The following is a 23,015-nucleotide window of genomic DNA, read 5'->3' on the forward strand; positions in this document are numbered from 1 at the left end:
ATTGTCGCAGGCGCGCCTTAAAAACCCATCTGATCCGCTTTTTATCGTTTTACCTGAGTCTGTTATGCAAACAGATCGCGGCCCATAGTTTGTCGGCCTGATGGAGGCTGATGAGCGAAAGACCATGAGCGATAGAATCCCCGTCCGATTAGTAGAAAACTTCGAGCCTGCACATCCAAAGAAGATGAAGGCCAAGGCCAGCGACAACCAGATCCATACCCGTAGTTTCACCGGCCTGTTCCGTACCTTGCGCATAAGCGGTGCGGGCTTTTTGTTCCTGGCGTTTTTTGGCACCGTGTGGCTGAACTGGGATTCACGCCAGGCGGTACTGTGGGACTTGGCTGAAAGCAAGTTCCATATCTTTGGCGCGACCTTCTGGCCCCAGGACTTCATCCTGTTGTCGGCGCTGTTGATCATCTGTGCCTTCGGCCTGTTTGCGATCACCGTGTTTGCCGGCCGTGTGTGGTGTGGCTACACCTGCCCGCAAAGTTCGTTTACCTGGCTGTTTATGTGGTGCGAAAAGATCACCGAAGGCGAGCGTAACCAAAGGATCAAGCTACAGGCCGCGCCCTGGGGCGTGAACAAGCTGGCGCGCCGGGCCGCCAAGCACACCCTGTGGCTGGCCATCAGCGTGCTGACCGGCCTGACCTTTGTCGGCTACTTCACGCCGATCCGCCCCCTGGCCGAAGAGCTGCTGACCTGGCAGATGGGCGGTGTCAGCCTGTTCTGGGTGCTGTTCTTTACCGGCGCCACCTACATCAATGCCGGCTGGCTGCGCGAAGCGGTGTGCATGCATATGTGCCCGTATGCGCGGTTCCAGAGCGTGATGTTCGACAAGGACACCCTGACCATTTCCTACGACGCCGCCCGTGGCGAAAGCCGTGGCCCGCGCAAACGTGATGTAAACCCGGCCGAGGTCGGCCTGGGCGACTGTATCGACTGCCACTTGTGCGTGCAGGTCTGCCCCACCGGCATCGACATCCGCGACGGCCTGCAAATGGAATGCATCGGTTGTGCGGCGTGCATCGATGCCTGTGATTCAATCATGGACAAGATGGGCTATGCGCGGGGTTTGGTGGGCTACACCTCCGAGCATCAGTTGCAAGGTGGCAAGACCCACCTGCTGCGGCCACGGTTGATCGGCTACAGTGCGGTGTTGCTGGTGATGATCGCCGCGTTGGTGATGGCGTTGGTGCAGCGGCCGATGGTGTCGCTGGACGTGACCAAGGACCGTGGTATGTTCCGCGAAAACAGCCAGGGGCTGATCGAGAACATCTACAGCCTGAAGATCATCAACAAGACCCAACTGCGCCAGGATTACCACGTAGAGCTGGTGGATGGCGAAGGCTTCCAACTGCAAGGCAAGACCCAGATCAGCCTGGCCCCCGGGGAAATCACCGATGTGCCGGTGTCTGTAGCCTTGACCCGTGACAAACCGAGCAGCAGCTCGCAAACCATCCGTTTCAAGGTGACGGATAGGGATGAGCCAAGTGTTTATAGTGTCGCCGAGAGCCGTTTTGTGGCGCCGCTGAACCGCTGAGACAGGTGGGAGTGGGCTTGCCCGCGATTACGGTGTGTCAGTCGAACTATTGGCTACTGACACACCGCCATCGCGGGCAAGCCCGCTCCCACATTTTTACCTGTGTAGACCCTAGGATCACGATGAAACGCTACGAGAAATTTGCCGACGACATCGCTGAACTGATCCGCTCCGGCGTCCTCGGACCGGGCCAGCGGGTGCCGTCAGTGCGCTATGCCAGCCAGACCTATGGCGTCAGCCCGTCCACGGTGTTCCAGGCCTATTACCTGCTGGAGCGCCGTGGCTTGATCCGGGCGCGGCCGCGCTCCGGGTATTTCGTCAATACCCATGCCCCCAGCCCGTTCTCGGAACCGGCGGTCAGCGCCCATGTGCACGAGTCCACCGAGGTGGACGTCAGTGAACTGGTGTTTTCCGTGCTCGATTCGATCAAGGACCCGCAGACCGTGCCCTTTGGCTCGGCCTTTCCCAGCCCGACGCTGTTCCCCCTGCAACGCCTGGCCCGCTCCCTGGCCAGCGCCAGCCGCGAAATGGACCCGCGCATGGTGGTCACCGACATGTCGCCGGGCAACCCGCAACTGCGCCGGCAAATCGCCCTGCGCTACATGGTCGGCGGCTTGATGTTGCCCATGGAGGAGCTGCTGATCACCAATGGCGCCCTCGAAGCACTGAACCTGTGCCTGCAAGCAGTGACCGAGCCGGGCGACCTGGTGGCCATCGAAGCCCCAGCGTTTTATGCCTGCCTGCAGGTGCTGGAGCGCTTGAAGCTCAAGGCCGTGGAAATCCCGGTGCACCCGCGTGACGGCCTTGACCTCAAGGTGCTGGCCCAGACCCTGGAGCGCTACCCGATCAAGGCCTGCTGGTGCATGAGCAGTTTCCAGAACCCCATGGGCGCCACCATGCCCGAGGTCAAGAAACAGGAGTTGGTCGAGTTGTTGCGCGGGCATCAGGTGCCGCTGATCGAAGACGATGTGTACGCCGAACTGTACTACGGCCAGCAGGCGCCCAAGCCGGCCAAGGCTTTTGACACCGAAGGCCTGGTGATGCACTGCGGCTCCTTTGCCAAGAGCCTGGCCCCTGGCTATCGCGTCGGTTGGGTGGCGGCCGGCCGCTATGCGCAAAAAATCGAGCGCCTGAAGCTGATGACCTCGCTCTGCGCCTCGATGCCGGCCCAGGCAGCGATTGCCGACTATTTGCAACACGGTGGCTACGATCGGCACCTGCGCAAACTGCGCTATGCCCTGGAAGAGCAGCAAAGCGCGATGCTCGCCGCCATTGCTCGCTATTTCCCGGCGCAGACCCGGGTCAGCCAGCCCGCCGGCGGCTACTTCTTGTGGCTGGAGCTGCCGGAGCAGACCGATTCGCTGAAACTGTTCCAGATGGCCCTGGCCCAGGGTATCAGCATCGCGCCGGGGCCGATTTTCTCGCCGACCCAGCGCTTTCGTAACTGCATCCGTCTGAACTACGGCAGCCCCTGGGATGAGGCGGCGGAAAAGGCCATGGAAACGCTGGGGCGGATTGTGCGTTCGTTTTGAGGGCAGGCTTGAAATAAACCGGCCAAATAATCCCGTTGGAAGCTGCCATTTAGCGGTTTAGGATCAGCGCGTTCTCATTAAAACAGAGCCAGACGCCATGAATAATCTCCTGCCGCCATTTTTTTATTTTCCATTGCCCATCCCGCCCAACTACATGCGTGTCGCAGAACAGCACGAAGTGCGCCAACTGGCTGGGCCAATGGGACGTCCTGTCGGGGATCAGCGTTCGGCGCAAAAAATTATCGAACAGAGCACGGTCTTGAAGCACTTCCTCGACGGGCATCACCGCTGGCAGTTGGAGCATGATCTCAAGCAGCATGTGGGTGACTGGACGCAAGCCAATCCAGACCCGGAATCACGCGCCAATGCGGCCTATGACCTGGAAAGAGTGTTGCGTTTTATCGATAACCTGGACGAGCGCAAGCTCGACGGTAGCGATGAGCGCAACGGTAACATAGACGGTTTTGCCGAGAGGGGGGTCATCATCCAGCACAACTCGGAGGCGGACTGCCTGGACCAGTTCGCCCGCGAAGGCTACGCGGCGTTGCGCGCTTTTTGAGGTTCGAGCGGTGGCAAGGAGTTTGGCCCGTGTTATCGCCCGCCCCCCAGGTCAACAAACGTCCCCGTGGCATAGGACGCCTTGTCCGACAGCAGCCAGACAATCGCCTCCGCCACTTCATCCGGCCGCCCGCCACGGGCCATGGGAATCGCCGATTCGAGCTTGCTGACCCGCTCAGGATCGCCGCTCAAGGCATGGAAATCAGTGAAGATGTACCCGGGGCGCACGGCATTTACCCGAATCCCCTCGCCCGCCACTTCCTTGGCCAGGCCGATGGTGAAGGTGTCCAGTGCGCCCTTGGACGACGCATAGTCCACGTACTCGCCCGGCGAGCCCAGGCGTGCGGCCACCGAGGAAACGTTGACGATGCTGCCGCCCTGCCCGCCATGCCGGGGCGACATGCGCAACAAGGCGTGCTTGGCACACAGGATCGGGCCCAGCACATTGGTCTTGAGGGTTTTCAGGATACGGAATTCGGACATCTCATCGACGCGGGACTTGTGCCCGACAGTGCCGGCATTGTTGACCAGCGCAGTGACGCGGCCCAATTCGGCGTCGACCCGGTGGAACAGGCCAATCACTTCGTCTTCGATGCTGACGTCGGCGCGCACCGCAATGGCCTGGGCGCCCAGGGCGCGTACCTGTTCCAGTACCCGTAGCGCGGCGTCTTCATCGGACTGGAAATTGATGCAGATGCGATAGCCCTGCCGGGCCGCCAGCAAGGCCGTGGCGGCTCCGATCCCACGGCTGGCACCGGTGATGACGACAACTTTGTCCATCTGTACTGACTCCCCATTCAACTTCAGCTGTTGGGCCCAAGAATACCTGTGCCTGCCAGGTTTTGCATGGACCGGGGTCAATGCCGGTCAGGGGGCGGCCGGCGGCGGCGCCTGTTGTTCCTTGGCGACGATGGCGCTCATAAAAGTGTCTGGCGGCAACGGATGGCCCAGCAGGTAGCCTTGCAGCGAGTCGCACCCCAGGCGGGTGAGGAAGTTCTGCCGCATGTCGGTCTCCACCCCTTCGGCCACAATGCGCAGGCCAAGGGCCTGGCCCAGGGCAACAATCGCCGAGACGATAGCCGCATCGTCGCTGTCATGTTCGAGGTCACGGACAAACCCGCGGTCAATCTTCAGCTCATTGGCGGGCAGGCGCTTGAGGTACATCAGGCTGGAGTAACCGGTGCCAAAGTCGTCGATAGACAGGTCCACGCCCATTTCCGAGAGTTTTTGCAGCACCGTCATGCTGGCATCGGCATCGCTCATGGCCGTGGTTTCGGTGATTTCCAGGGTCAGGCTATTGGCCGGTAGCTGGTGGCGTTGCAGGGCCTTGGCAACGCTGGTGACCAGCCCGGCATGGCAGAACTGCAGGGCCGACAGGTTGACCGCAATGCGCCAGTCACGGTAGCCCAGGGCAAACCACAGCTGCATTTGCCGGCAGGCTTCGTTGAGCACCCAGTCGCCGATGGCGATGATCAGGCCGGTCTTTTCCGCAAGCTCGATAAACTTGTCCGGCAACAACAGGCCGTGTTGTGGATGCTCCCAGCGCAACAGGGCTTCGGCGCCGATGGCGCGGCCGCTGAGGGCATCGAACTTGGGCTGGTAATACAGGCGGAACTGCTGTTGCTCCACCGCAATGCGCAAATCCTGGAGCAGCTGCAATTGTTTGCGTGCGTTGGTGTTCATCGACACATCGAAAAAGCTGTAGCCGTTTTTGCCCATGCTCTTGGCGTGATACATCGCCGCATCGGCATTCATCAGCAGTTCCTGGGGCGTGGCACCATTGCCGGGGAACATCGCAATGCCGACGCTGGCGGAGATGTTCAAATCATGCTCGGCCACCCGGAACGACTTGTTGATCAGCCCCACCTGGCGTTCGGCCAGGCGCAGTGCATCGTCGGGCTGGCTCAGTTGCACCAGCAGCACAAACTCATCGCCGCCGATCCGCGCCAGGGTGTCCTGGCTGCGCAGGTCTTCGCGCAGGCGCAGGCCGACCTCGCGCAACAACTGGTCGCCCAGATGATGGCCAAAGGCATCGTTGACTGGCTTGAAGCCGTCCAGGTCGATAAACATCAAGGCAAAACAGCCACCCTGCTCCGCCACCAGCTGTGTTGCCTGCTGGATACGATCGGCCAGCAGCGTGCGGTTGGGCAGGCCGGTCAGGGTATCGTGCAGGGCCAGGTGGGTCAGCTCCTGGTTGGCCTGGGTCAGGGAGTCGGCCAGCACGGCGGTGCGCGCTTCCAGCCGGGCGTCGAGCAACGAGGTCAACAGGGCGATGGCCAAGACCGCCAGGGTGGTCACCAAGACCAGGTTATCCAGGCCGCTGCCGCTCAGGCCATCCACCGAGGCCCCGCAAAAGCTGCCATCGGCAAAGCGCGCCGCCGCCATGCCGGTGTAATGCATGCCGACGATGGCCACGCCCATCACCACCGCCGCGCCGCCCCGTGCCAGGCGCACATAGGGGGTATTGCGCCGCAGCTTAAAGGCAATCCACAACGCGGCGGCCGAGGCGCCCACGGCAATCAGCAGCGAGGCGCCAAATAACGTGGGATCGTAGTCGATGCCCGGCATCATGCGCATAGCGGCCATGCCGGTGTAGTGCATGGCACTGATGCCCGCGCCCATGATCAAGGCTCCCAGGCCCAGTTGCCAGGCCGGCAGGCGCGATTGGTTGACCAGCCACAGGGCGAACCCGCTGGACAACACGGCGATCAGCAGCGACAGCGCCGTTATACCGATGTCATAGCCCAGGGTGATGGGCAGGCGAAACGCCAACATTCCGATAAAGTGCATCGACCAGACGCCAATCCCCATGGCCAGGGCGCCACCGGCCATCCACAATTGCGCCGCCCGGCCCTTGGCGGTGGCGATACGCCCGGTCATGTCCAGGGCGGTATAGGAAGCCAGGATCGCCACAAACAGGGAGATCAGCACCAGTGCGGGGGAATAACTGCCGGTCAGCATGGGTCTTCTCGAGGCTGATAATGCGAACGGCGTCCATGCCGTGGAAAAGCTGGAGATTGTAGCGAGAATAATTCTTGGGCAGTTGGAATATTGCCATAACGCCATTACTGGCAATGTATCGCGTAACGGGCCCCAACAGTACATATCCGTGGTTGCGGTAACGGCGGTGTGGCCGATCCCCCTGTGGGCGCTGGCTCCCGCAGGGGTCAGGGTTTTTCTTGCGGCTCCAGCTGGCCATCCCAACCACCACCCAACGCCGCGATCAGTTGCACACTGGCCACCAGCCGGGTTTGCAGCAAGGTCAAGACCGTGCGTTCGTTGCTCAAGGCCGTGGCCTGCACGTTAACCACATCCAGATAGGCAATCAGGCCCGCCTTGTACTGGTTCTGGGTCAGGCGCAGGGATTCGCGCGCGGACTCCAGGGCCTCGTTGCTCACGCCCGCCTCGTCCTCCAGGACCTTGAGCTGAACCATATAGTTTTCCACTTCGCGGAAACCGTCGAGCACGGTCTGGCGGTACTTGGCCACGGTTTCGTCGTAGGACGCTTCGGCACGGTCGACTTCCGCCGAGCGTTGCCCACCGTCGAACAAGGTCATCGCCAGTTTGGGCCCCACCGACCAGAAACGGTTGGGCAGGCTGATCCAGTCGGCGTAGGTACTGCTGGAATAACCACCGGCCAGGCTCAGGGTCAGGTCCGGGTAGTAGGCGGTTTTCGCCACGCCGATATTGGCGTTGGCAGCGATCACCGCACGCTCGGCCGAGGCGATGTCCGGGCGGCGCTCCAGCAGTTGCGATGGCAGGTTGGCAGGAATCTGCGGCAAGGCGGGAATGTCCTGGCTCACCGCCAGGTTGAACGTGGCCGGGGGCTCGCCGATCAGCACCGCGATGGCGTTTTCCAGCTGCGCACGCTGCCAGATCAGGTCGATCAGGCTGGCCTGGGTACTCTTGAGCTGGGTCTGGGCCTGGGCCACGGCGTCCTTGCCGGACACGCCGGCGCGGTACTGGTTCTGGGTCATTTGCAGCGAGCGCTGGTAGGTCTCGACGGTGGCTTGCAGCAAGCGCGTCTGTTCGTCCATGACCCGCAGCTGCAAGTAGTTCTGCACCAACTCCGACTGCTGGCTCAGGCGCATGGCGGCCAGGTCGGCGGCGCTGGCTTGCTCACTGGCATTGCTGGCCTCCAGGCCACGGCGCAACTTGCCCCAGATATCGGCCTCCCAGCTCACCCCCAGCTGGGTGTTGAGGGTGTTGCGGATACCGCTGCTGGAGCTGCTCAAGCTCGCATTACTGCTGCCGGTGCCCTGGCTGGCGCGGGTTTTCCCGGCGCTCAGGTCAACGGTCGGGAAGAACGCGCCGCGGGCGCTGCGTGCGGTGGCCTGGGCCTGGCGGTAGCGGGCTTCGGCCTGGGCCACGGTCTGGTTGGCCGTGTTGAGTGTGTCCACCAGGCTGTTGAGTTGCCGGTCGCCATACAACTCCCACCAGGCGCCACGGGCCAGGGCATCGCTGGGGGCGGCCTGGCGCCAGCCCTGGGCTTGTTTGTACTGCGCCGGCTCGGCGACTGGCGGGCGCTGGTAATCGGGGCCTACGGCGCAGGCGCTGAGGAGCGCGCCGCACACAATCACCGCCAATGCAGGGGCCCGGAAAACAGTTGATTCGGTCATAACGGAGTGTCCAGGGCAGCGTCGGTACGCACCCCGCGCCAGTCGTTGAAACGATGGCGCAGGCGGTCGAGATAGAGGTAAACCACCGGGGTGGTGTAAAGGGTCAGGATCTGGCTGAAGACCAGGCCGCCGATAATGGTCAGGCCCAGGGGCTGGCGCATTTCCGCGCCTTCGGCGCTGCTCAGCAGCAAAGGCAAGGCACCGAGGATCGCCGCCAGGGTGGTCATCAGGATCGGCCGCAGGCGCAGCAAGCAAGCGCTGCGAATCGATTCCAGGGGCTGCATGCCTTCCTTGCGTTCCAGTTGCAGGGCCAGGTCGATCATCAGGATCGCGTTTTTCTTCACCACGCCGATCAGCAGGAACAGGCCCAGCAACGAGATCAGGCTGAACTCGCCGCCCAGCACATAGATCGACAGCAGCGCGCCGACCCCGGCCGAGGGCAAGGTCGAAAGGATGGTCAGCGGGTGAATGTAGCTTTCATAGAGAATCCCCAGCACCAGGTACACCGCCACCAACGCGCCGAGGATCATGAACGGCTGGCTTTTCTGGGTGGCGGCGAAGGCGTCGGCGGTGCCGGCCATCTTGGCGATCACATCTTCGGGCAAGCCGACCTTGGCAATCGCCCGCTCGATAGCGGCCGTGCCCTGCTCCACCGTGACCCCGGGCGCCATGTCGAAGGCAATGTCTTCAGAGGCAAACTGCCCTTCGTGGCTGACGCGGTCGTCGGCCAGGCTGTTTTCGTAGTGGGCGATGGTCGACAGCGGAATCCGCGCGCCGTCAGCGGTAATCACCTGCACCTGATTGAGGGTAATCGGGTCCTGAGCGTATTTGGGGTTGACCTCCATCACCACCCGGTACTGGTTGAGGCTGTCATAAATGGTGGAAATCTGCCGCTGGCTGTAGGCGTTGTTCAGCACCGAGGTGACCATGTTCATGTCCACGCCCAGGCGCTTGGCCTGGTCGCGATCGACAATCAGCGTCACCTGCTGCGCGCCCCGGCCTTCGCGGGCGTCGATGGCGGTCAGCTCTGGCAAGGCGCGCAAGGCGGCGACCACTTTCGGGTACCACAGGCGCAAGGCGGCCAGGTCGCCACTTTGCAGGATGTAGGAATACTGCGAGGACGTCTGGTCGCGGCTACCGCCAAATTGCAGGTCCTGGTCGGCCATCAGCATCAAGCGGCCACCGGGCACCGGGGGCACGTTTTTGCGCAGGCGCTCGATCACCGCCTGGGCCGACAGCTTGCGTTCCTTGATCGGCTTGAGGCGTACCAGCATCACCGCGTTGTTGGTGCCGTTGCTGCCACCGATAAAGCCGGCCACGCTTTCCACGGCCGGGTCTTGCAGCACGGCCTTGCGGAAGATCTCCATCTTCGGCTGCATGACACTGAATGACAGGCCGTCATCGCCGCGCACAAAACCGATCAGTTGCCCGGTGTCCTGCTGCGGCATAAAGGTTTTGGGCACCACCACATACAGCGCAATATTCACGCCGATGGTCAGCAGCAGGCTGAGCAGGGTCAGGCGCTTGTGTCGCAGCACCCAGTCGAGGCTGCGGGCATAACCCGCGACCATCTGGTCGTTGACCTTCTGGCTCCAGCGCTGCAAGCCAGTCTGCTGCCCTTTGACATGGGGCTTGAGCCAGCGCGCGCAGAGCATCGGGGTCAGGGTCAGGGAAACCACCAGCGACACGATGATCGCCGCCGCCAGGGTGATGGAGAACTCACGGAACAGGCTAGTGACAATCCCGCCCATAAACAGGATCGACAGGAACACCGCCACCAGCGACACGTTCATCGACAGCAGGTCAAAACCGACCTCCTTGGCCCCCAGGTACGCCGCCTTCATCGGCGCGATACCGTCGTCGATATGCCGGGAGATGTTCTCCAGCACCACAATGGCGTCGTCCACCACCAGGCCGGTGGCGAGGATCAGGGCCATCAGCGACAGGTTGTTCAGGGAAAACCCATACAGGTACATGATGGCAAAGGTGCCCACCAGCGACACCGGCACCGCCAGGGTAGGGATCAGCGAGGCGCGGAAGTTACCGAGGAACAGGTACACCACCAGGATCACCAGGGCCACGGCAATCAGCAGGGTCATTTCCGCTTCATGCAGGGTGGCGGTGATCACCGGCGAACGGTCCATGGCCAGGTTGAGCTTGACGCTGGACGGCAGCACCGCCTGCAACGCCGGCAACTGGGCCTTGATCTGCTTGACGGTCTCGATGATGTTGGCGCCGGACTGGCGGTTGATCACCAGCAACACCGCCGCATCATTGTTGAAGAAACCACTGTTGTAGCGGTCTTCGACGCCATCGCTGATCTTCGCCACGTCACTCAGGCGCAAGGCGGCGCCGTCCTGGTAGCGGATCAGCAGCGGCTCATAGTCCTTGGCTTTTTCCAGCTGGTCGTTGGCCTGGATCTGCCAGTTGCGCTCGCCATCTTCCACCGAGCCCTTGGGCCGGCGCACGTTGGCATTGGCAATGGTGTCGCGCACTTCATCCAGGGACACGCCGTACTGGTCCAGGGCCTTGGGTTCCAGCTCGATGCGCACCGCTGGCAGGGAGCTGCCGCCGATCTGCACTTCGCCCACCCCCTGCACCTGGGACAGGCTTTGCGAGAGGATGGTCGAGGCCAGGTCGTACAGCTGCCCCTTGGGCAATACGTCCGAGGTCAGCGACAACACCATGATCGGCGCCTGGGACGGGTTGATCTTGCGGTAGGTGGGCATGCTGCGCATGCCGCTGGGCAGCAGGTTGCGCGAGGCATTGATCGCCGCCTGCACTTCCCGCGCCGCGCCGTTGATATCGCGGTCGGAGTCAAAGGCCAGGATCACCCGGGTCGAGCCCTGGCTGGACGAGCTGCTCAGGGTGGTGACCCCGGCAATCGCGCCAAAGGAACGCTCCAGGGGCGTGGCCACGGTAGACGCCATCACTTCCGGGCTCGCACCAGGCAGGCTGGCAGACACCACGATCACCGGGAAGTCGATCTGCGGCAACGGCGACACCGGCAACAGGTTGAAACTGACACCGCCCAGCAACATGATCGCCAGGCTCAGCAGCATGGTGGCTACCGGCCGGCGAATAAAAGGTCCGGACAGGTTCATGGTTCAACCGGCTCCAGCGCTTCGGGGCTCTTGCGCCAGCGACGGCCAAGGCGGTCGAAGTACAGGTAGATCACCGGCGTGGTAAACAGCGTAAGGATCTGGCTCAACAGCAAGCCACCCACCATCACCAGGCCCAGGGGCTGGCGCAACTCGGCGCCGGAGCCCGTGGCCAGCATCAACGGCACGGCCCCGAACAGCGCCGCCAGGGTGGTCATCAGGATCGGCCGGAAGCGCAGCAGCGCCGCCTGGTAGATCGCGGTCTGCGGGTCCAGGCCCTGGTTGCGTTCGGCGTCGAGGGCGAAGTCGATCATCATGATCGCGTTCTTCTTCACGATGCCGATCAGCAGGATGATGCCGATGATCGCGATCATCCCCAGGTCATTGCCCGTAAGCAACAACGCCAGCAACGCCCCCACCGCGGCCGACGGCAAGGTCGAGAGGATGGTGATCGGGTGGATATAGCTCTCGTACAGCACGCCGAGCACGATGTACATGGTCACCACCGCCGCCAGGATCAGCAGCAAGGTGCTCGACAGCGACGCCTCGAACGCCTGGGCGGCGCCCTGGAACTGGGTCTGCACGCCGATCGGCATGCCGATCTCCTTCTGCACCTGGTTGATCAGCTCCACACCCTTGCCCAGGGCCACACCGGGCGCCAGGTTGAACGACATCATCACCGCCGGGAACTGGCCGATATGGGTAATCGCCAACTGCGCCTGGCGCTGTTCGAGGCGGGCCAGGCTCGACAGGCGCACCTGGCCGCCGTCGGTGGTCTTTACGTGGATCTGGTTCAGCGCGTCCGGCCCCAGGCTTTCGCCGGACTGGGCCTGCAGCACCACGCGGTACTGGCTGGCCTGGGTGTAGATCGTGGAAATCTGCCGCTGGCCGAAGGCGTCGTACAGGGCGTCGGTGATATTGGCCACCGACACGCCCAGGCGCGAGGCGGCATCGCGGTCGATCACCATGTACACCTGCAAGCCTTTGTCCTGCAGGTCGCTGGCCACGTCGGTGAGTTCCGGGTGCTGGCTCAGGGCCTGTACCAGTTTGCCGCTCCACAGGGCCAGCAGGTCGGCATCCGGGGAGGACATGCTGAACTGGTACTGGGTGCGGCTGACGCGATCTTCGATAGTCAGGTCCTGCACCGGCTGCATGAACAGGCGGATGCCTACCAGTTTGTCCAGCGTCGGTTGCAGGCGTGCGATCACCTCGACGGCGCTCAAGTCCCGCTCTTTATGGGGCTTGAGGTTGATCAGCAGGCGGCCACTGTTGAGGGTGGCGTTATCGCCATCGACCCCAATGTAGGAAGACAGGCTTTCCACCGCAGGATCTTCGAGGATGATCTTCGCCAGTTCCTGCTGGCGCTGGCTCATGGCCGCGAAGGAAATCGACTGCGGCGCCTCGGAAATACCCTGGATCACCCCGGTGTCCTGCACCGGGAAGAAACCCTTGGGCACTACCAGGTACAGCACCACTGTCAGGCCCAGGGTGGCGATGGCCACCAGCAGGGTCAGCGGCTGGTGCTTGAGCACCCACTGCAGCTTGCGGCCGTAGGCGGCGACCAGCCAGTCGATCCAGGCGCCGCTGGCCTTGTAGAAGCGGCCCTGTTCTTCTTCCTTGGGTTCGCGCTTGAGCAGGCGCGCGCACATCATCGGCGTCAGGGTCAGGGACACCACCAGGGAAATCAGGATTGCCACCGCCAGGGTGATGGCAAATTCGCGGAACAGCCGCCCAACCACATCGGCCATAAACAGCAGCGGGATCAATACCGCGATCAGCGACAGGGTCAGGGACACCAGGGTAAAGCCAATCTGCTTGGCGCCCTTGAGCGCGGCCGCCATCGGTGTCTCGCCTTCCTCGATATAGCGGGAGATGTTCTCCAGCATCACGATGGCATCGTCCACCACAAACCCGGTGGCGATGGTCAGGGCCATCAGGGTCAGGTTGTTGATGGAGAACCCGGCCAGGTACATCACGCCAAAGGTGCCGATCAGGGACAACGGCACGGCAATCGAGGGGATGAGGGTGGCGCTGAAACGGCGCAGGAACAGGAACGTGACCATCACCACCAGGGCAATGGCGATCAGCAATTCATGCTGCACATCGGTGACCGAGGCGCGGATGGTCTGGGTGCGGTCGGTGAGTACCGTCACATCGAGGCCGGCCGGCAGGTTGTCGGTGATGCTCGGCAGCAGCGCCTTGATGCGGTCCACCACCTCGATCACGTTGGCCCCCGGCTGGCGCTGGATATTGAGCAGCACGGCCTGGTTTTCATTGGCCCAGGCGGCAAGGCGTTCGTTTTCGGCACCATCGACAATCTGTGCGACATCTTTGAGGCGCAGCGGCGCGCCGTTGCTGTAGGCCAGGATCAGTTCGGCGTACTGCTCGGGCGAGACCAACTGGTCGTTGGCATCGAGCATCGACACCCGGGTCGGGCCGTCGAAGTTACCCTTGGGCTGGTTGACGTTGGAGGCGGCGATCAGGCTGCGCACGTCCGCCAGGTTCAAGCCATTGGCGGCCAGGGCCTCGGGGTTGACCTTGATCCGCACCGCCTGGCGCTGGCCGCCGGCGATGCTGACCATGCCCACGCCGCTGATCTGCGCGATCTTTTGCGCCATGCGCGTATCGACCAGGTCATTGAGCTTGGGCAGCAGCATGGTCTTGGAGGTGATGGCCAGGGTCAGCACCGGGGTATCGGCCGGGTTGACCTTGTTGTACACCGGTGGCGCCGGCAGGTCCGAGGGCAGCAGGTTGCTGGCCGCGTTGATCGCCGCCTGCACCTGTTGCTCGGCCACGTCCATATTGACGTCCAGGCTGAAGCGCAGGGTCAGCACCGAGGCGCCACCGGAACTGGTGGACGCCATCTGCGTGAGGCCGGGCATTTGCCCGAACTGGCGCTCCAGGGGTGCGGTGACCGCGCTGGTCATGACGTCCGGGCTGGCACCGGGGTACAGGGTCATGACGCGGATGGTCGGGTAATCCACCTGGGGCAAGGCCGACACCGGCATCAGGCGATAGGCAATCAGGCCGGCCAGGACAATGGCCAGCATGCTCAGGGTGGTGGCGACGGGCCTGAGGATAAACAGGCGTGACAGGTTCATGCGCCGGCCTTTGGCGCCTTGCCGGCATCCGCCGCCGGGCTGCTGTCGCCTGGTGCCGCGGGCTTGCCCTGCAAGTGTTCGGTCGGGGTGGTGGGGACCTGGTTGCCGTCGTTGACCACTTCCACATCGGTGCCGTCCTTCAGACGGTCGGTGCCTTCCAGTACCACGCGATCGCCTGCCGCCAGGCCTTCCTTGACCACGGTGTTCTGGCCATCGGTATCACCGATGACCAGGGGGCGGATCTTGACCTTCTTGTCACCGTCCAGGGCGTAGACAAAGGTGCCATTGGTGCCGAACTGGATCGCCGCCGAAGGCACCAGCACCACGTTTTTCAGGGTGTCGGCCAACAGGCGCACATTGACGAACTGGTTGGGGAACAGCACCTGGTCCTGGTTATCGAAGCGTGCCTTGAATTTCAGGGTGCCGGTGGTGACGTCGATCTGGTTGTCCAGGCTCTGCAACACCCCGGTGGCTTGCAATTGCACATCGCCACGATCCCAGGCCTGTACCGGCAACTTGTTGCCGCTGCGGTAGCGGGCCAATACGGTTTGCAGGCTGTTCTCCGGCAAGGTAAAGGCCACGCTGATCGGCTGGGTCTGGGTGATGATCGCCAGGGCGGTGGTGTCATTGGCCGCCACCAGGTTGCCGACATCCAACTGGCGCAGGCCGACACGCCCGGAAATCGGCGCGCGGATGCGGGTGAATTCGAGGTTGAGCTTGGCGTCATCCACCGCGCCCTGGTTGGTCTTGACCGTGCCCTGGTATTGCAGGACCAGCGCGGCGGCGGTGTCCAGGGTCTGCTTGGCGATACTGTCTTGTTCATACAGGCCGCGATAGCGCTCCAGGTCAACCTGGGCGTTCTTGAGCTGGGCCTGGTTTTGCAGGAGCGTGCCCTGGGCCTGGAGCAAGGCGTTCTGGTAGCTGCGCGGGTCGATTTGCGCCAACAGGTCGCCAGCCTTGACCATCTGCCCTTCTTCAAAGGCGATCTTGACCAGCTCTCCCCCGACCCGGCTGCGCACGTTGATGGTGTTCAAGGCCGTCACGGTCCCCAGCGCCTTGTAGTACAGCGGGAAGTCCCCCGTGACCGCCGGCGCGACACGCACCGGCACTGCCGCACCGGAGCCACCGAAGCCGGGACGCATCATCCCGGTCTTGCTGGTCCTGGCGGCTGGCGCGTCCTTTTGGGCGGTGCCGGTCGGCCAGAATTTCCAGCACAGGAAGGCAACAACCAACAGCACGAGCAAGCCAAACAGCCAGCGGCGGGAACTACGGGGGGACGATTGCATGGATTGATCAACCATTGGAGGCGAGGGCTTCTACTGTGGGAGGCTGAAAGATAAGCACTGGGGCGCGTTTAGAAAAGCGCCTTTACCGGCTATTTACCTTCGGGCTTACAAACATTTACTTTTCGCGGTGAAACATCAGCTATTTGACCTAAACCGCTGAAGCACAAATAAAAACGGCCTGGACTAGGCCAGGCCGCAAGCATGCATCATACGTGTTACTGCAAAGCGACAGTAATGCGCAGCCGCAATTACTTCAGTACAGCCAGGGCCGCGTCGTAGTTTGGCTCTTCGGCGATTTCGCCCACCAACTCGCTGTGCAGCACCTTGTCGTTTTCGTCCAGGACCACCACGGCGCGAGCGGTCAGGCCCTTGAGGACGCCATCGGCAATGGAGACACCGTAGTCAACGGCAAAGTCGGCGCTGCGGAAGTCCGACAGGTTCTTCACGTTTTCCAGGCCTTCGGCACCGCAGAAGCGGGCCTGGGCGAATGGCAGGTCGGTGGAGATGCACAGTACAACGGTGTTATCCAGCGCGTTGGCCTGGGCATTGAACTTGCGCACCGATGTGGCGCAGGTCGGGGTGTCAACGCTTGGGAAGATGTTCAGTACTTTGCGCTTGCCGGCGAAAGTCGCCAGGGTGACGTCCGACAGATCGCCTGCCGTCAGGGAAAAGTCGAGGGCCTGGGTGCCAACTTGCGGCAACTGGCCTTCAACCTGGACCGGGTTGCCTTTGAGGGTGACTTGAGCCATGAACGGAATCCTTATGCTGAGTTGGATGAAACGAATTCGAGAGGCCGAAGTTAACCACAAAGTGCGATTGACACCTATGCCCTAACACAAAATGTCATGACTGCGCCCGCGCCGGGCCGCTGTGGTTTAATTGCGCCGCTGTCGCCCTGCCCTTGAAGGAATCCATCGTTGAACACTCCGCCTGCCACCCACGTCCTGGTCATCGGTTATGTCTGGCCGGAGCCCCGCTCCTCGGCTGCCGGCGGGCATATGATGCAGATCCTGGAAAGTTTTCTGGCCCAAGGCTGGAAGATCACCTTCAGCAGCCCGGCCGCTATCGGCGAGCACAAGGCCGACCTCGCGGCACTGGGCATCGGCGAATGCGCCATCGAGCTCAATAGCAGCAGTTTCGACGACTTTATCCGCGAACTGGCCCCGGACATTGTGCTGTTCGACCGTTTCATGATGGAGGAACAATTCGGCTGGCGCGTGGAAAAGCATTGCCCCCAGGCCCTGCGCGTGCTGGAAACCTCGGACTTGCAGAGCCTGCGCGATGCCCGCCAGCAGCGCCTCAAGGATTACCTCAAGCATCAGCCGGATGCTGACGACTTCAGCCCGTTATTCGCCCCCGCCCTGGACGAAGCGTTCCAGATGATGGCCGACACCGACCTGGCCAAGCGCGAGATCGCGGCGATCTACCGCTGTGATATCAGCCTGATGATTTCCGATGTGGAGATCCAGTTGCTCACCGAACACTTCAAGGTGCCCGCCGCCCTGCTCCACTGGTGCCCCTTGATGGTCGATGCGCCCAGCGAGACCTTTACCCCTTATGAGGATCGCGCGCATTTCTTGAGCATCGGCAACTTCCGCCATGCCCCCAACTGGGACGCCGTGTTGTGGATGAAAAACAGCCTCTGGCCGTTGATTCGCCAGCAACTGCCTGGCGCCCAGCTGCATATCTATGGCGCCTACACGCCGCCCAAGGCCACGGCCTTGCACAACCCGGCCCAGGGCTTTCATGTGATGAACTGGGCCGAGGACGCCCTGCAAGTGATGTCGGCCGCGCGTATCTGCCTGGCGCCGCTGCGCTTTGGCGCCGGGATCAAGGGCAAGCTGGCCGATGGCATGCTCTGTGGTACACCGAGCATCACCACGCCCATCGGCGCCGAAGGCATGGGCGACGGGCAGCCCTGGCCCGGGGCGGTCGCCCACAGCACCACGGCCCTGGCCGCTGCCGCCGTGGCCCTGTACGAAGACCGGCACGCCTGGACCCAGGCCCAGGAACAGGGGCGTGCGCTACTGGCCCGTCGCTATGCCTCACAGATCCACGGCCCGGCGCTGGTGGAGCGCCTGCAACATTGCCGCGCGACACTGGCGCAACATCGACGCAACAACTTTACCGGCAGCATGCTGCGCCACCATCTGCACAAAAGTACCCAGTACATGGCGCAGTGGATCGAAGCAAAAAACCGCGCGCTGTAGGCAGCGGCGCTGGCGAGGTGGCGTGCAACGGGGCATTATCGGTTGCGCACCTCCACTAAAAGCGACGGCAGCATGACCCGGGCAGCGCGAATCACCGACCCTTCCTACGAGCTGATGGACGACCACAACGGCCTGTCCATCATCTATCGCCAGCATGGCTTCCCCTGCCCGCTGGTGCGCTGGCACTTTCACAAGGAATACGAGCTGCACTTGATTATCGCCAGCGCCGGCAAGGTGTTTATCGGCGACTATATCGGCAATTTCCACCCGGAAAGCCTGTTCCTCACCGGCCCCAACCTGCCCCACAACTGGATCAGCCAGGTGGCGGAAGACGAAGTGGTGCCCAAGCGCGACATGCTGGTGAATTTCACCGATGAATTGCTGGAGGGCGCCAGCCAGATCTTCACTGAGCTCAAGAGCCTGGCACCGCTGCTGGAACGGGCGCAGTACGGCATCGAATTCCGCTGCAAAAAGACCATCGCCCAGGCCATGACCCTGATGCAACACATCGAGGACGCCCGAGGCATGGCGCGACTGGGGCACTTCTTTATCTTGCTGGAGGCCCTCAGCGCGTGTGAGGACTACCAGTTGCTGTCAGGAGGGACCACGGCGCAGTTGGCCGATGAGCACAGCATCGACCGGACCAACCGTGCCGTGGACTACATCTTTGCCCATTACGCCCGGGAGCTGCCGCTGGAAGAGGTCGCGCAGTACCTGGGGATGAAACCCACCTACTTCTCCCGGGTGTTCAAGCAGGCCACCGGACGCACCTTCATCGAGTTCGTCAACCGCCTGCGCATCAGCAAATCCTGCGAGTTGCTGGCCGATGGCGACAAGGCCGTGACCGAGGTGTGCTTTGAGTCGGGGTTCAACAATATCTCCAACTTCAACCGGCGCTTCCAACAGCTCAAAGGCATGACGCCCTCGCACTACCGGCGCCTGGCGGTCCAGCGCCTGACGGAGCAGAACCTGGCCTGAGCCGCCGTGGATGGGTAACCATTCGTCGCCACTGTCAATCTTGACAGTTATATGCGCCCCCGCCTTGGGTGTGTGATGTCCTTGTTCAGTTGCCCGCCCAAGGAGCATCCACGATGAAGAAGCCTGCGCCATCCACCCCGCCCTCGTTACCTTGCCTGCCTCATCACCCGGCCCCCGGACAACCGAGTGATGCAGACGAACTGCTCCCCCCCTTCGTCAGCGACGAGGTGATCCCGCTGCCGGGAGCCGCACGTGGGCTGGGTATTCGCCATACGATGCCCTGGATGACGGTAAATTTTCCACGCTGGACCAGTCTCAGTCCAGGCGATACCTATAAGTTCTATATGGGCAATGATCGCTTTGCCATTGCTTCGGATGAGATCAGGGCAGAGGATCTGGACAAGGCTGTTTTGCGGTTGGTCATCCTGCCCGAGCATATTCCGGAGGGGTTTACCTACCCTACGTTTTGCGAGGTTATCCGCAGAGGCAGTGGCACCCCCAGTACTTCCCCCCGTGAAACCTGGTATGTCAAACGCACTCGCCCGGGTGGGGTCAGTAAAGACCCGGCATTGCCCTATCACACCGAACTGGTGATACACCTGCCGCCGGACCTGGTGGGCAACGTGCTGGACCCCGAGCGCGCCAAGGAGGGAGTAGAACTGACGATCGACCGCTACCCTAATATCACGGAAGGCGACACCGCCGAGGTGTATTGGAACGGCCATCTGACGATCCTTCGGATTGATGACGAGCATGTCGCCGGCATCAAACCCATTACGGTATTGATCCCTGAGTCGACCATCATTGATGGTGGCAGCGGCGACGTCATTATTCGCTTCCGGCTGTATGACAAGGTGTTCAACTTTTCCGGAGAGGTCCAACAGTGGTCGGATCACGTCACGGTGGACAGCGATCTGGACCCCCTCCTGCTCCCTATTCCACACTTTGTGGTGGATGGGGAGTCTGTCATGAAGCTGAACCTCGACACCCATGGCGATGCCTTCTTCGAGGTCGAAGTGGTTATTCCCAGAAGGCTGCCAAGTGGAACATTGACCCCTGCTGGTGCCTTGATCATCATGACCTTGAAAGGCGCCGATGCCGAGGGCTTGCCCTTTGAAACCACATTGCCAGCGTTTCCGGCACGTATTGGGCTGTCGGCCACGGCCCCAGTGGACCGCAAACACCTGGTGGCGGTGCTCAACGGCCATATGCAGTTTGAATACACGCTGACCACGGCCACCCACGTGCCCCTGGGCAAATCCCGGCGCCGGAATATCACGGTCTTCGGCACCAAAAGCACGATGCCGGCGATGATCATCGAGCAGAACGAAGGCGGCAACATTGACCCTGCGCATCCCTTTATCAAAGTCTTCTTTCCGCGCTACACCCCTTATGATCGCCACTACAATGTGACGTTGCGGATGGAGGCGGTACGGCCAGGGGGCGGCCTGGTGTTTTATGAAGAGAGCGCATTGGCAGGCCAGGAGCCACCGCCGGAGCGTTACCGTATTGTCACCCAGGAAAACTTCGCGCGTTTTGTCGGGATTGGCGCCGTCCAGGTGTTTTACCTGGTAGATGATGGCAAGGTGCGGATCATGAGCCCCGGCATCCAGACCATCCGCAAGTCCGATGTGCTGGAAGTGACCTTTGGCCAGCGCGATGCCGAACTGCCAGAGCCGCAGCTGCAATATGTGGACGAGTTCAATAATCTGGACCCGGCACGCATAAAGGGCGGCCAGCTCCAGGTGACCCTGCCGTATACGCGGACGGTGCCAGACGATATTTTCAAGTGGACCTTGCTGGGGGCTAACAGCAACGGATCCGCCAGTGAGGAGATCCCCCTCAACACCGGAACGGCAGGCAGGCCCGTGCAGTTCTACCTGGAGGAGGCGCTGATTGTTGCCAGCAAGAATGGCGAAATTCGCCTCAGTTATTCGCTGGTGCCTGCAAGTGGTGGTGGCACACGCTATTCGCAAGTCTTGATCGTCACTGTGGGGGAGGCCCTGGACCTGTTGCGGCCAGAGGTATTGCAAGCCCAGCGTTACCCCGACCAACTGGTCCCCGAAGCCGCGCTGTCCGGGGCGACCATCGCCGTCTCCTATCTACAGATGCTGCCCAGTCATCGCATCCAGGCCTGCTGGACCGGTATTCCCGGGATAGGTACCCATTGCGAAACGAAGGATGGCAATACGTCCAAAACCTTGCACTTCGAGGTGCCCGCAGAGGTCATTGGCGCCAGCCTCAATGGATATGGACGCTATATCGAGGTGCAGTACTTCGTGCTCTTGGGTGTCCATCAAACACCTTCGCCCGTGCTGAGCCTGAACCTGCTGCCTCCCGTCCTCCCGCAGCCCTACATCGAAGGCCATACCAGCAGCGTGCTGAACATCAGCACCTTGCTCGGTAGCGAGCGCGCCATGGTCGATCGCTGGAGCTTTATCAACCGCAATCAACGGATGTGGTTTGAATTGCGGGGCACCTATGCCAATGGCACAGATTTCTACGCAACCTTCTACAACGGCGACCCGGTGACCTTTAACGGCGAGCAGAACGGTATCCGCCCAACGGCGCCAGTGAGCGAGCTGCGTCAACTCAAGGATGGCTCGCAATTGCTGATGCGCTTCGGGGTGACCTTTGACCAAACGGCCATTGAGTCCAATGCCCTGTGGTTCCCGGAACGCCGGTACACCATTCAGGCCATCCCGGCCCAGTTCCCGGTGCCGACGTTGCGACAGGCCACGGGCTCTGGCTCTTCAGTGACCTTAGCCCCGCTGGATGCGCGATTCGGTGCAACGGTAGACGTGTCCTACAGCCCGATGTATGTCACCGACTTCATTACCCTGGAGGTGATGGGGGCCCCAGGAGCGGGTTCGGGGCAACAGGGGCCAATCAACGGAGAAGCCGACGGCACGGTCACCTTCAACTTGTCGGAGGCGCTTATTGCCGCAAACATAGGCAATAAAGACACCCTCTTCACCGTGAAATATACCGTCCTGCGCAATGGCACCTTCCAGCCGTCAGCAGTGTTGACCGTAACGCTCAAGGCAATTCCCCAAGCAGAGCTGAAAAGAACCCTGCTGCGTATCGATGAAGCGATCGGCGGTGTACTCGATGTGGGTGAATTGGTCGGTAATGCAACGGCAACGGTGGGAACCTGGCCGTTCATTGCCAGGAACCAGCCCGTGTGGCTACGTTTGTTCGGTAACAAACCCAACGGTGCGGCCCATAACCTGACCCTGCTCAACGGTGCCGACGGTGATCGGGTGACCGATGCCTGGTTGAACCTTGGGTATCAGCAGAAAGCGATACTGAATACGTACCTGATTGATCTGGGCAATGCGACCCAACTGACCATGCAACTCAAGGCGGCGTTAACGAGCAGTACCGATGAATCGAAGGCCATTGAGTTCCCGCCGGTGGTGTACAGCATACGCAGCCGGATGATTAACGACGAGACCACGTTCGACGAATACTACTTCAATCACTGGCTCAGCCAATGGCCCAATGTGGGCATCCGCCGCGAGACAAATGCCAACTATTACCTGCAATCCGTTCCCTATACGGGCAGTGGTGTCAGGATCTACAAGGTCTATTTCCCTTATGCAGCGGGATACTATCGAATTAGATTTAGATACAAGATCAGCAAGTTTGCCAATATTGGTGGGCCGACCAGTATCTTGGTGCATACCAGAAACTGGCAAAACAATGTTGTCATCCCCAGCATCAATACATGGCTCAATGCCGATGTGCAGACGGGCTTTGTGCCGGGTCAATCCTTTGAACTTTCAATCTCTGTAGTCAACCCGGCAGACGGTGGCATCTACGATTTTGATGACATCAAAGTACAACAGCGTCCTTATCCATCGGGGACCGATCTGGAGGAGTAATTTCTGCGGTGTTAAAAGACCGAGGCCCCAGCGAAAATGCTGGGGCCTCGGTGTAACTGCAGGGTATCACTGGCACTTTCCAATGCCCTCATCAAACTCCTGCCCACTAGGGATGGTCTGAAGTAGCCATGTATTTCCCCGGCATACCACCTAGCGCAACTTTTAAACTCGCCAAATGATCAAAAAACAATCAATTCGACGAG

The 23,015-nt window shown here is 61.5% G+C and carries 13 protein-coding genes; 6 read left to right on the plus strand and 7 right to left on the minus strand.

Going from position 1 to position 23,015, the window contains the following annotated elements; all coding sequences use genetic code 11:
- The first annotated feature begins 124 nt into the window (after window positions 1-124).
- The 3 genes from ccoG (at window position 125) to AO268_RS29350 (ending at window position 3,631) form a co-directional block, all read left to right on the plus strand.
- Entirely contained in the window at window positions 125-1,540 is a 1,416-nt protein-coding gene (gene ccoG, locus AO268_RS29340; RefSeq protein WP_099170686.1) for a cytochrome c oxidase accessory protein CcoG, read from the plus strand.
- Window positions 1,541-1,662: 122 nt separating this feature from the next.
- Window positions 1,663-3,072 (plus strand): GntR family transcriptional regulator MpaR, encoded by a 1,410-nt coding sequence (gene mapR / locus AO268_RS29345; protein WP_076960998.1) that lies wholly within the window; start codon window positions 1,663-1,665, stop codon window positions 3,070-3,072.
- Window positions 3,073-3,169: 97 nt separating this feature from the next.
- Window positions 3,170-3,631, plus strand: a complete 462-nt coding sequence (locus AO268_RS29350) for a hypothetical protein (protein WP_257154480.1) — start codon at window positions 3,170-3,172, stop codon at window positions 3,629-3,631.
- 32 nt (window positions 3,632-3,663) lie between these two features.
- Here the strand turns inward: AO268_RS29350 and AO268_RS29355 are convergent, their stop codons facing one another.
- The 7 genes from AO268_RS29355 to tpx form a co-directional block, all read right to left on the minus strand.
- Window positions 3,664-4,410, minus strand: a complete 747-nt coding sequence (locus AO268_RS29355; protein WP_099170687.1) for an SDR family oxidoreductase — start codon at window positions 4,408-4,410, stop codon at window positions 3,664-3,666.
- An 87-nt stretch (window positions 4,411-4,497) separates the two neighbouring features.
- Window positions 4,498-6,591, minus strand: coding sequence for a putative bifunctional diguanylate cyclase/phosphodiesterase (locus tag AO268_RS29360; protein WP_099170688.1), 2,094 nt, complete (start codon window positions 6,589-6,591; stop codon window positions 4,498-4,500).
- A gap of 206 nt (window positions 6,592-6,797) precedes the next feature.
- The gene (locus AO268_RS29365; protein ID WP_076961001.1) at window positions 6,798-8,249 is read right to left on the minus strand and encodes an efflux transporter outer membrane subunit; all 1,452 of its coding nucleotides are present in this window, start codon (window positions 8,247-8,249) and stop codon (window positions 6,798-6,800) included.
- Complete coding sequence (locus AO268_RS29370; RefSeq protein WP_099170689.1) at window positions 8,246-11,353, minus strand: efflux RND transporter permease subunit; 3,108 nt, start codon at window positions 11,351-11,353, stop codon at window positions 8,246-8,248. The genes AO268_RS29365 and AO268_RS29370 overlap by 4 nt, the downstream gene beginning before the upstream one ends.
- Window positions 11,350-14,451 carry an MdtB/MuxB family multidrug efflux RND transporter permease subunit gene (locus AO268_RS29375; protein ID WP_099170690.1) on the minus strand — a complete coding sequence of 1,034 codons (3,102 nt, stop codon included), beginning with the start codon at window positions 14,449-14,451 and terminating at the stop codon, window positions 11,350-11,352. The genes AO268_RS29370 and AO268_RS29375 overlap by 4 nt, the downstream gene beginning before the upstream one ends.
- A complete protein-coding gene (locus AO268_RS29380) occupies window positions 14,448-15,752 on the minus strand; it encodes an MdtA/MuxA family multidrug efflux RND transporter periplasmic adaptor subunit (RefSeq protein ID WP_099170691.1) in 1,305 nt (434 codons plus the stop codon). The genes AO268_RS29375 and AO268_RS29380 overlap by 4 nt, the downstream gene beginning before the upstream one ends.
- 233 nt (window positions 15,753-15,985) lie before the next feature.
- A complete protein-coding gene (gene tpx, locus AO268_RS29385) occupies window positions 15,986-16,486 on the minus strand; it encodes a thiol peroxidase (protein ID WP_099170692.1) in 501 nt (166 codons plus the stop codon).
- Window positions 16,487-16,654: 168 nt separating this feature from the next.
- Between tpx and AO268_RS29390 the strand changes: the two genes are divergently transcribed.
- The 3 genes from AO268_RS29390 (at window position 16,655) to AO268_RS29405 (ending at window position 22,812) form a co-directional block, all read left to right on the plus strand.
- Window positions 16,655-17,947, plus strand: coding sequence for a glycosyltransferase (locus AO268_RS29390; protein WP_099170693.1), 1,293 nt, complete (start codon window positions 16,655-16,657; stop codon window positions 17,945-17,947).
- Window positions 17,948-18,019: 72 nt separating this feature from the next.
- A complete protein-coding gene (locus tag AO268_RS29395; protein ID WP_076961007.1) occupies window positions 18,020-18,925 on the plus strand; it encodes an AraC family transcriptional regulator in 906 nt (301 codons plus the stop codon).
- 113 nt (window positions 18,926-19,038) lie between these two features.
- Window positions 19,039-22,812, plus strand: a complete 3,774-nt coding sequence (locus AO268_RS29405; RefSeq protein WP_141562857.1) for a hypothetical protein — start codon at window positions 19,039-19,041, stop codon at window positions 22,810-22,812.
- Window positions 22,813-23,015: the final 203 nt, after the last annotated feature.

Source organism: Pseudomonas sp. ICMP 8385, assembly GCF_002699915.1.
GTDB classification, from domain to species: Bacteria; Pseudomonadota; Gammaproteobacteria; order Pseudomonadales; family Pseudomonadaceae; genus Aquipseudomonas; species Aquipseudomonas gessardii.

Bases quoted from the DNA above. Each gene is read 5' to 3' on its own strand.
- AO268_RS29375 (WP_099170690.1), bottom strand. From the start codon at position 14,451: ATGAACCTGTCACGCCTGTTTATCCTCAGGCCCGTCGCCACCACCCTG.
- AO268_RS29360 (WP_099170688.1), bottom strand. From the start codon at position 6,591: ATGCTGACCGGCAGTTATTCCCCCGCACTGGTGCTGATCTCCCTGTTT.
- tpx (WP_099170692.1), bottom strand. From the start codon at position 16,486: ATGGCTCAAGTCACCCTCAAAGGCAACCCGGTCCAGGTTGAAGGCCAG.
- AO268_RS29395 (WP_076961007.1), top strand. From the start codon at position 18,020: ATGACCCGGGCAGCGCGAATCACCGACCCTTCCTACGAGCTGATGGAC.
- AO268_RS29405 (WP_141562857.1), top strand. From the start codon at position 19,039: ATGAAGAAGCCTGCGCCATCCACCCCGCCCTCGTTACCTTGCCTGCCT.
- AO268_RS29370 (WP_099170689.1), bottom strand. From the start codon at position 11,353: ATGAACCTGTCCGGACCTTTTATTCGCCGGCCGGTAGCCACCATGCTG.
- mapR (WP_076960998.1), top strand. From the start codon at position 1,663: ATGAAACGCTACGAGAAATTTGCCGACGACATCGCTGAACTGATCCGC.
- ccoG (WP_099170686.1), top strand. From the start codon at position 125: ATGAGCGATAGAATCCCCGTCCGATTAGTAGAAAACTTCGAGCCTGCA.
- AO268_RS29380 (WP_099170691.1), bottom strand. From the start codon at position 15,752: ATGGTTGATCAATCCATGCAATCGTCCCCCCGTAGTTCCCGCCGCTGG.
- AO268_RS29350 (WP_257154480.1), top strand. From the start codon at position 3,170: ATGAATAATCTCCTGCCGCCATTTTTTTATTTTCCATTGCCCATCCCG.
- AO268_RS29365 (WP_076961001.1), bottom strand. From the start codon at position 8,249: ATGACCGAATCAACTGTTTTCCGGGCCCCTGCATTGGCGGTGATTGTG.
- AO268_RS29355 (WP_099170687.1), bottom strand. From the start codon at position 4,410: ATGGACAAAGTTGTCGTCATCACCGGTGCCAGCCGTGGGATCGGAGCC.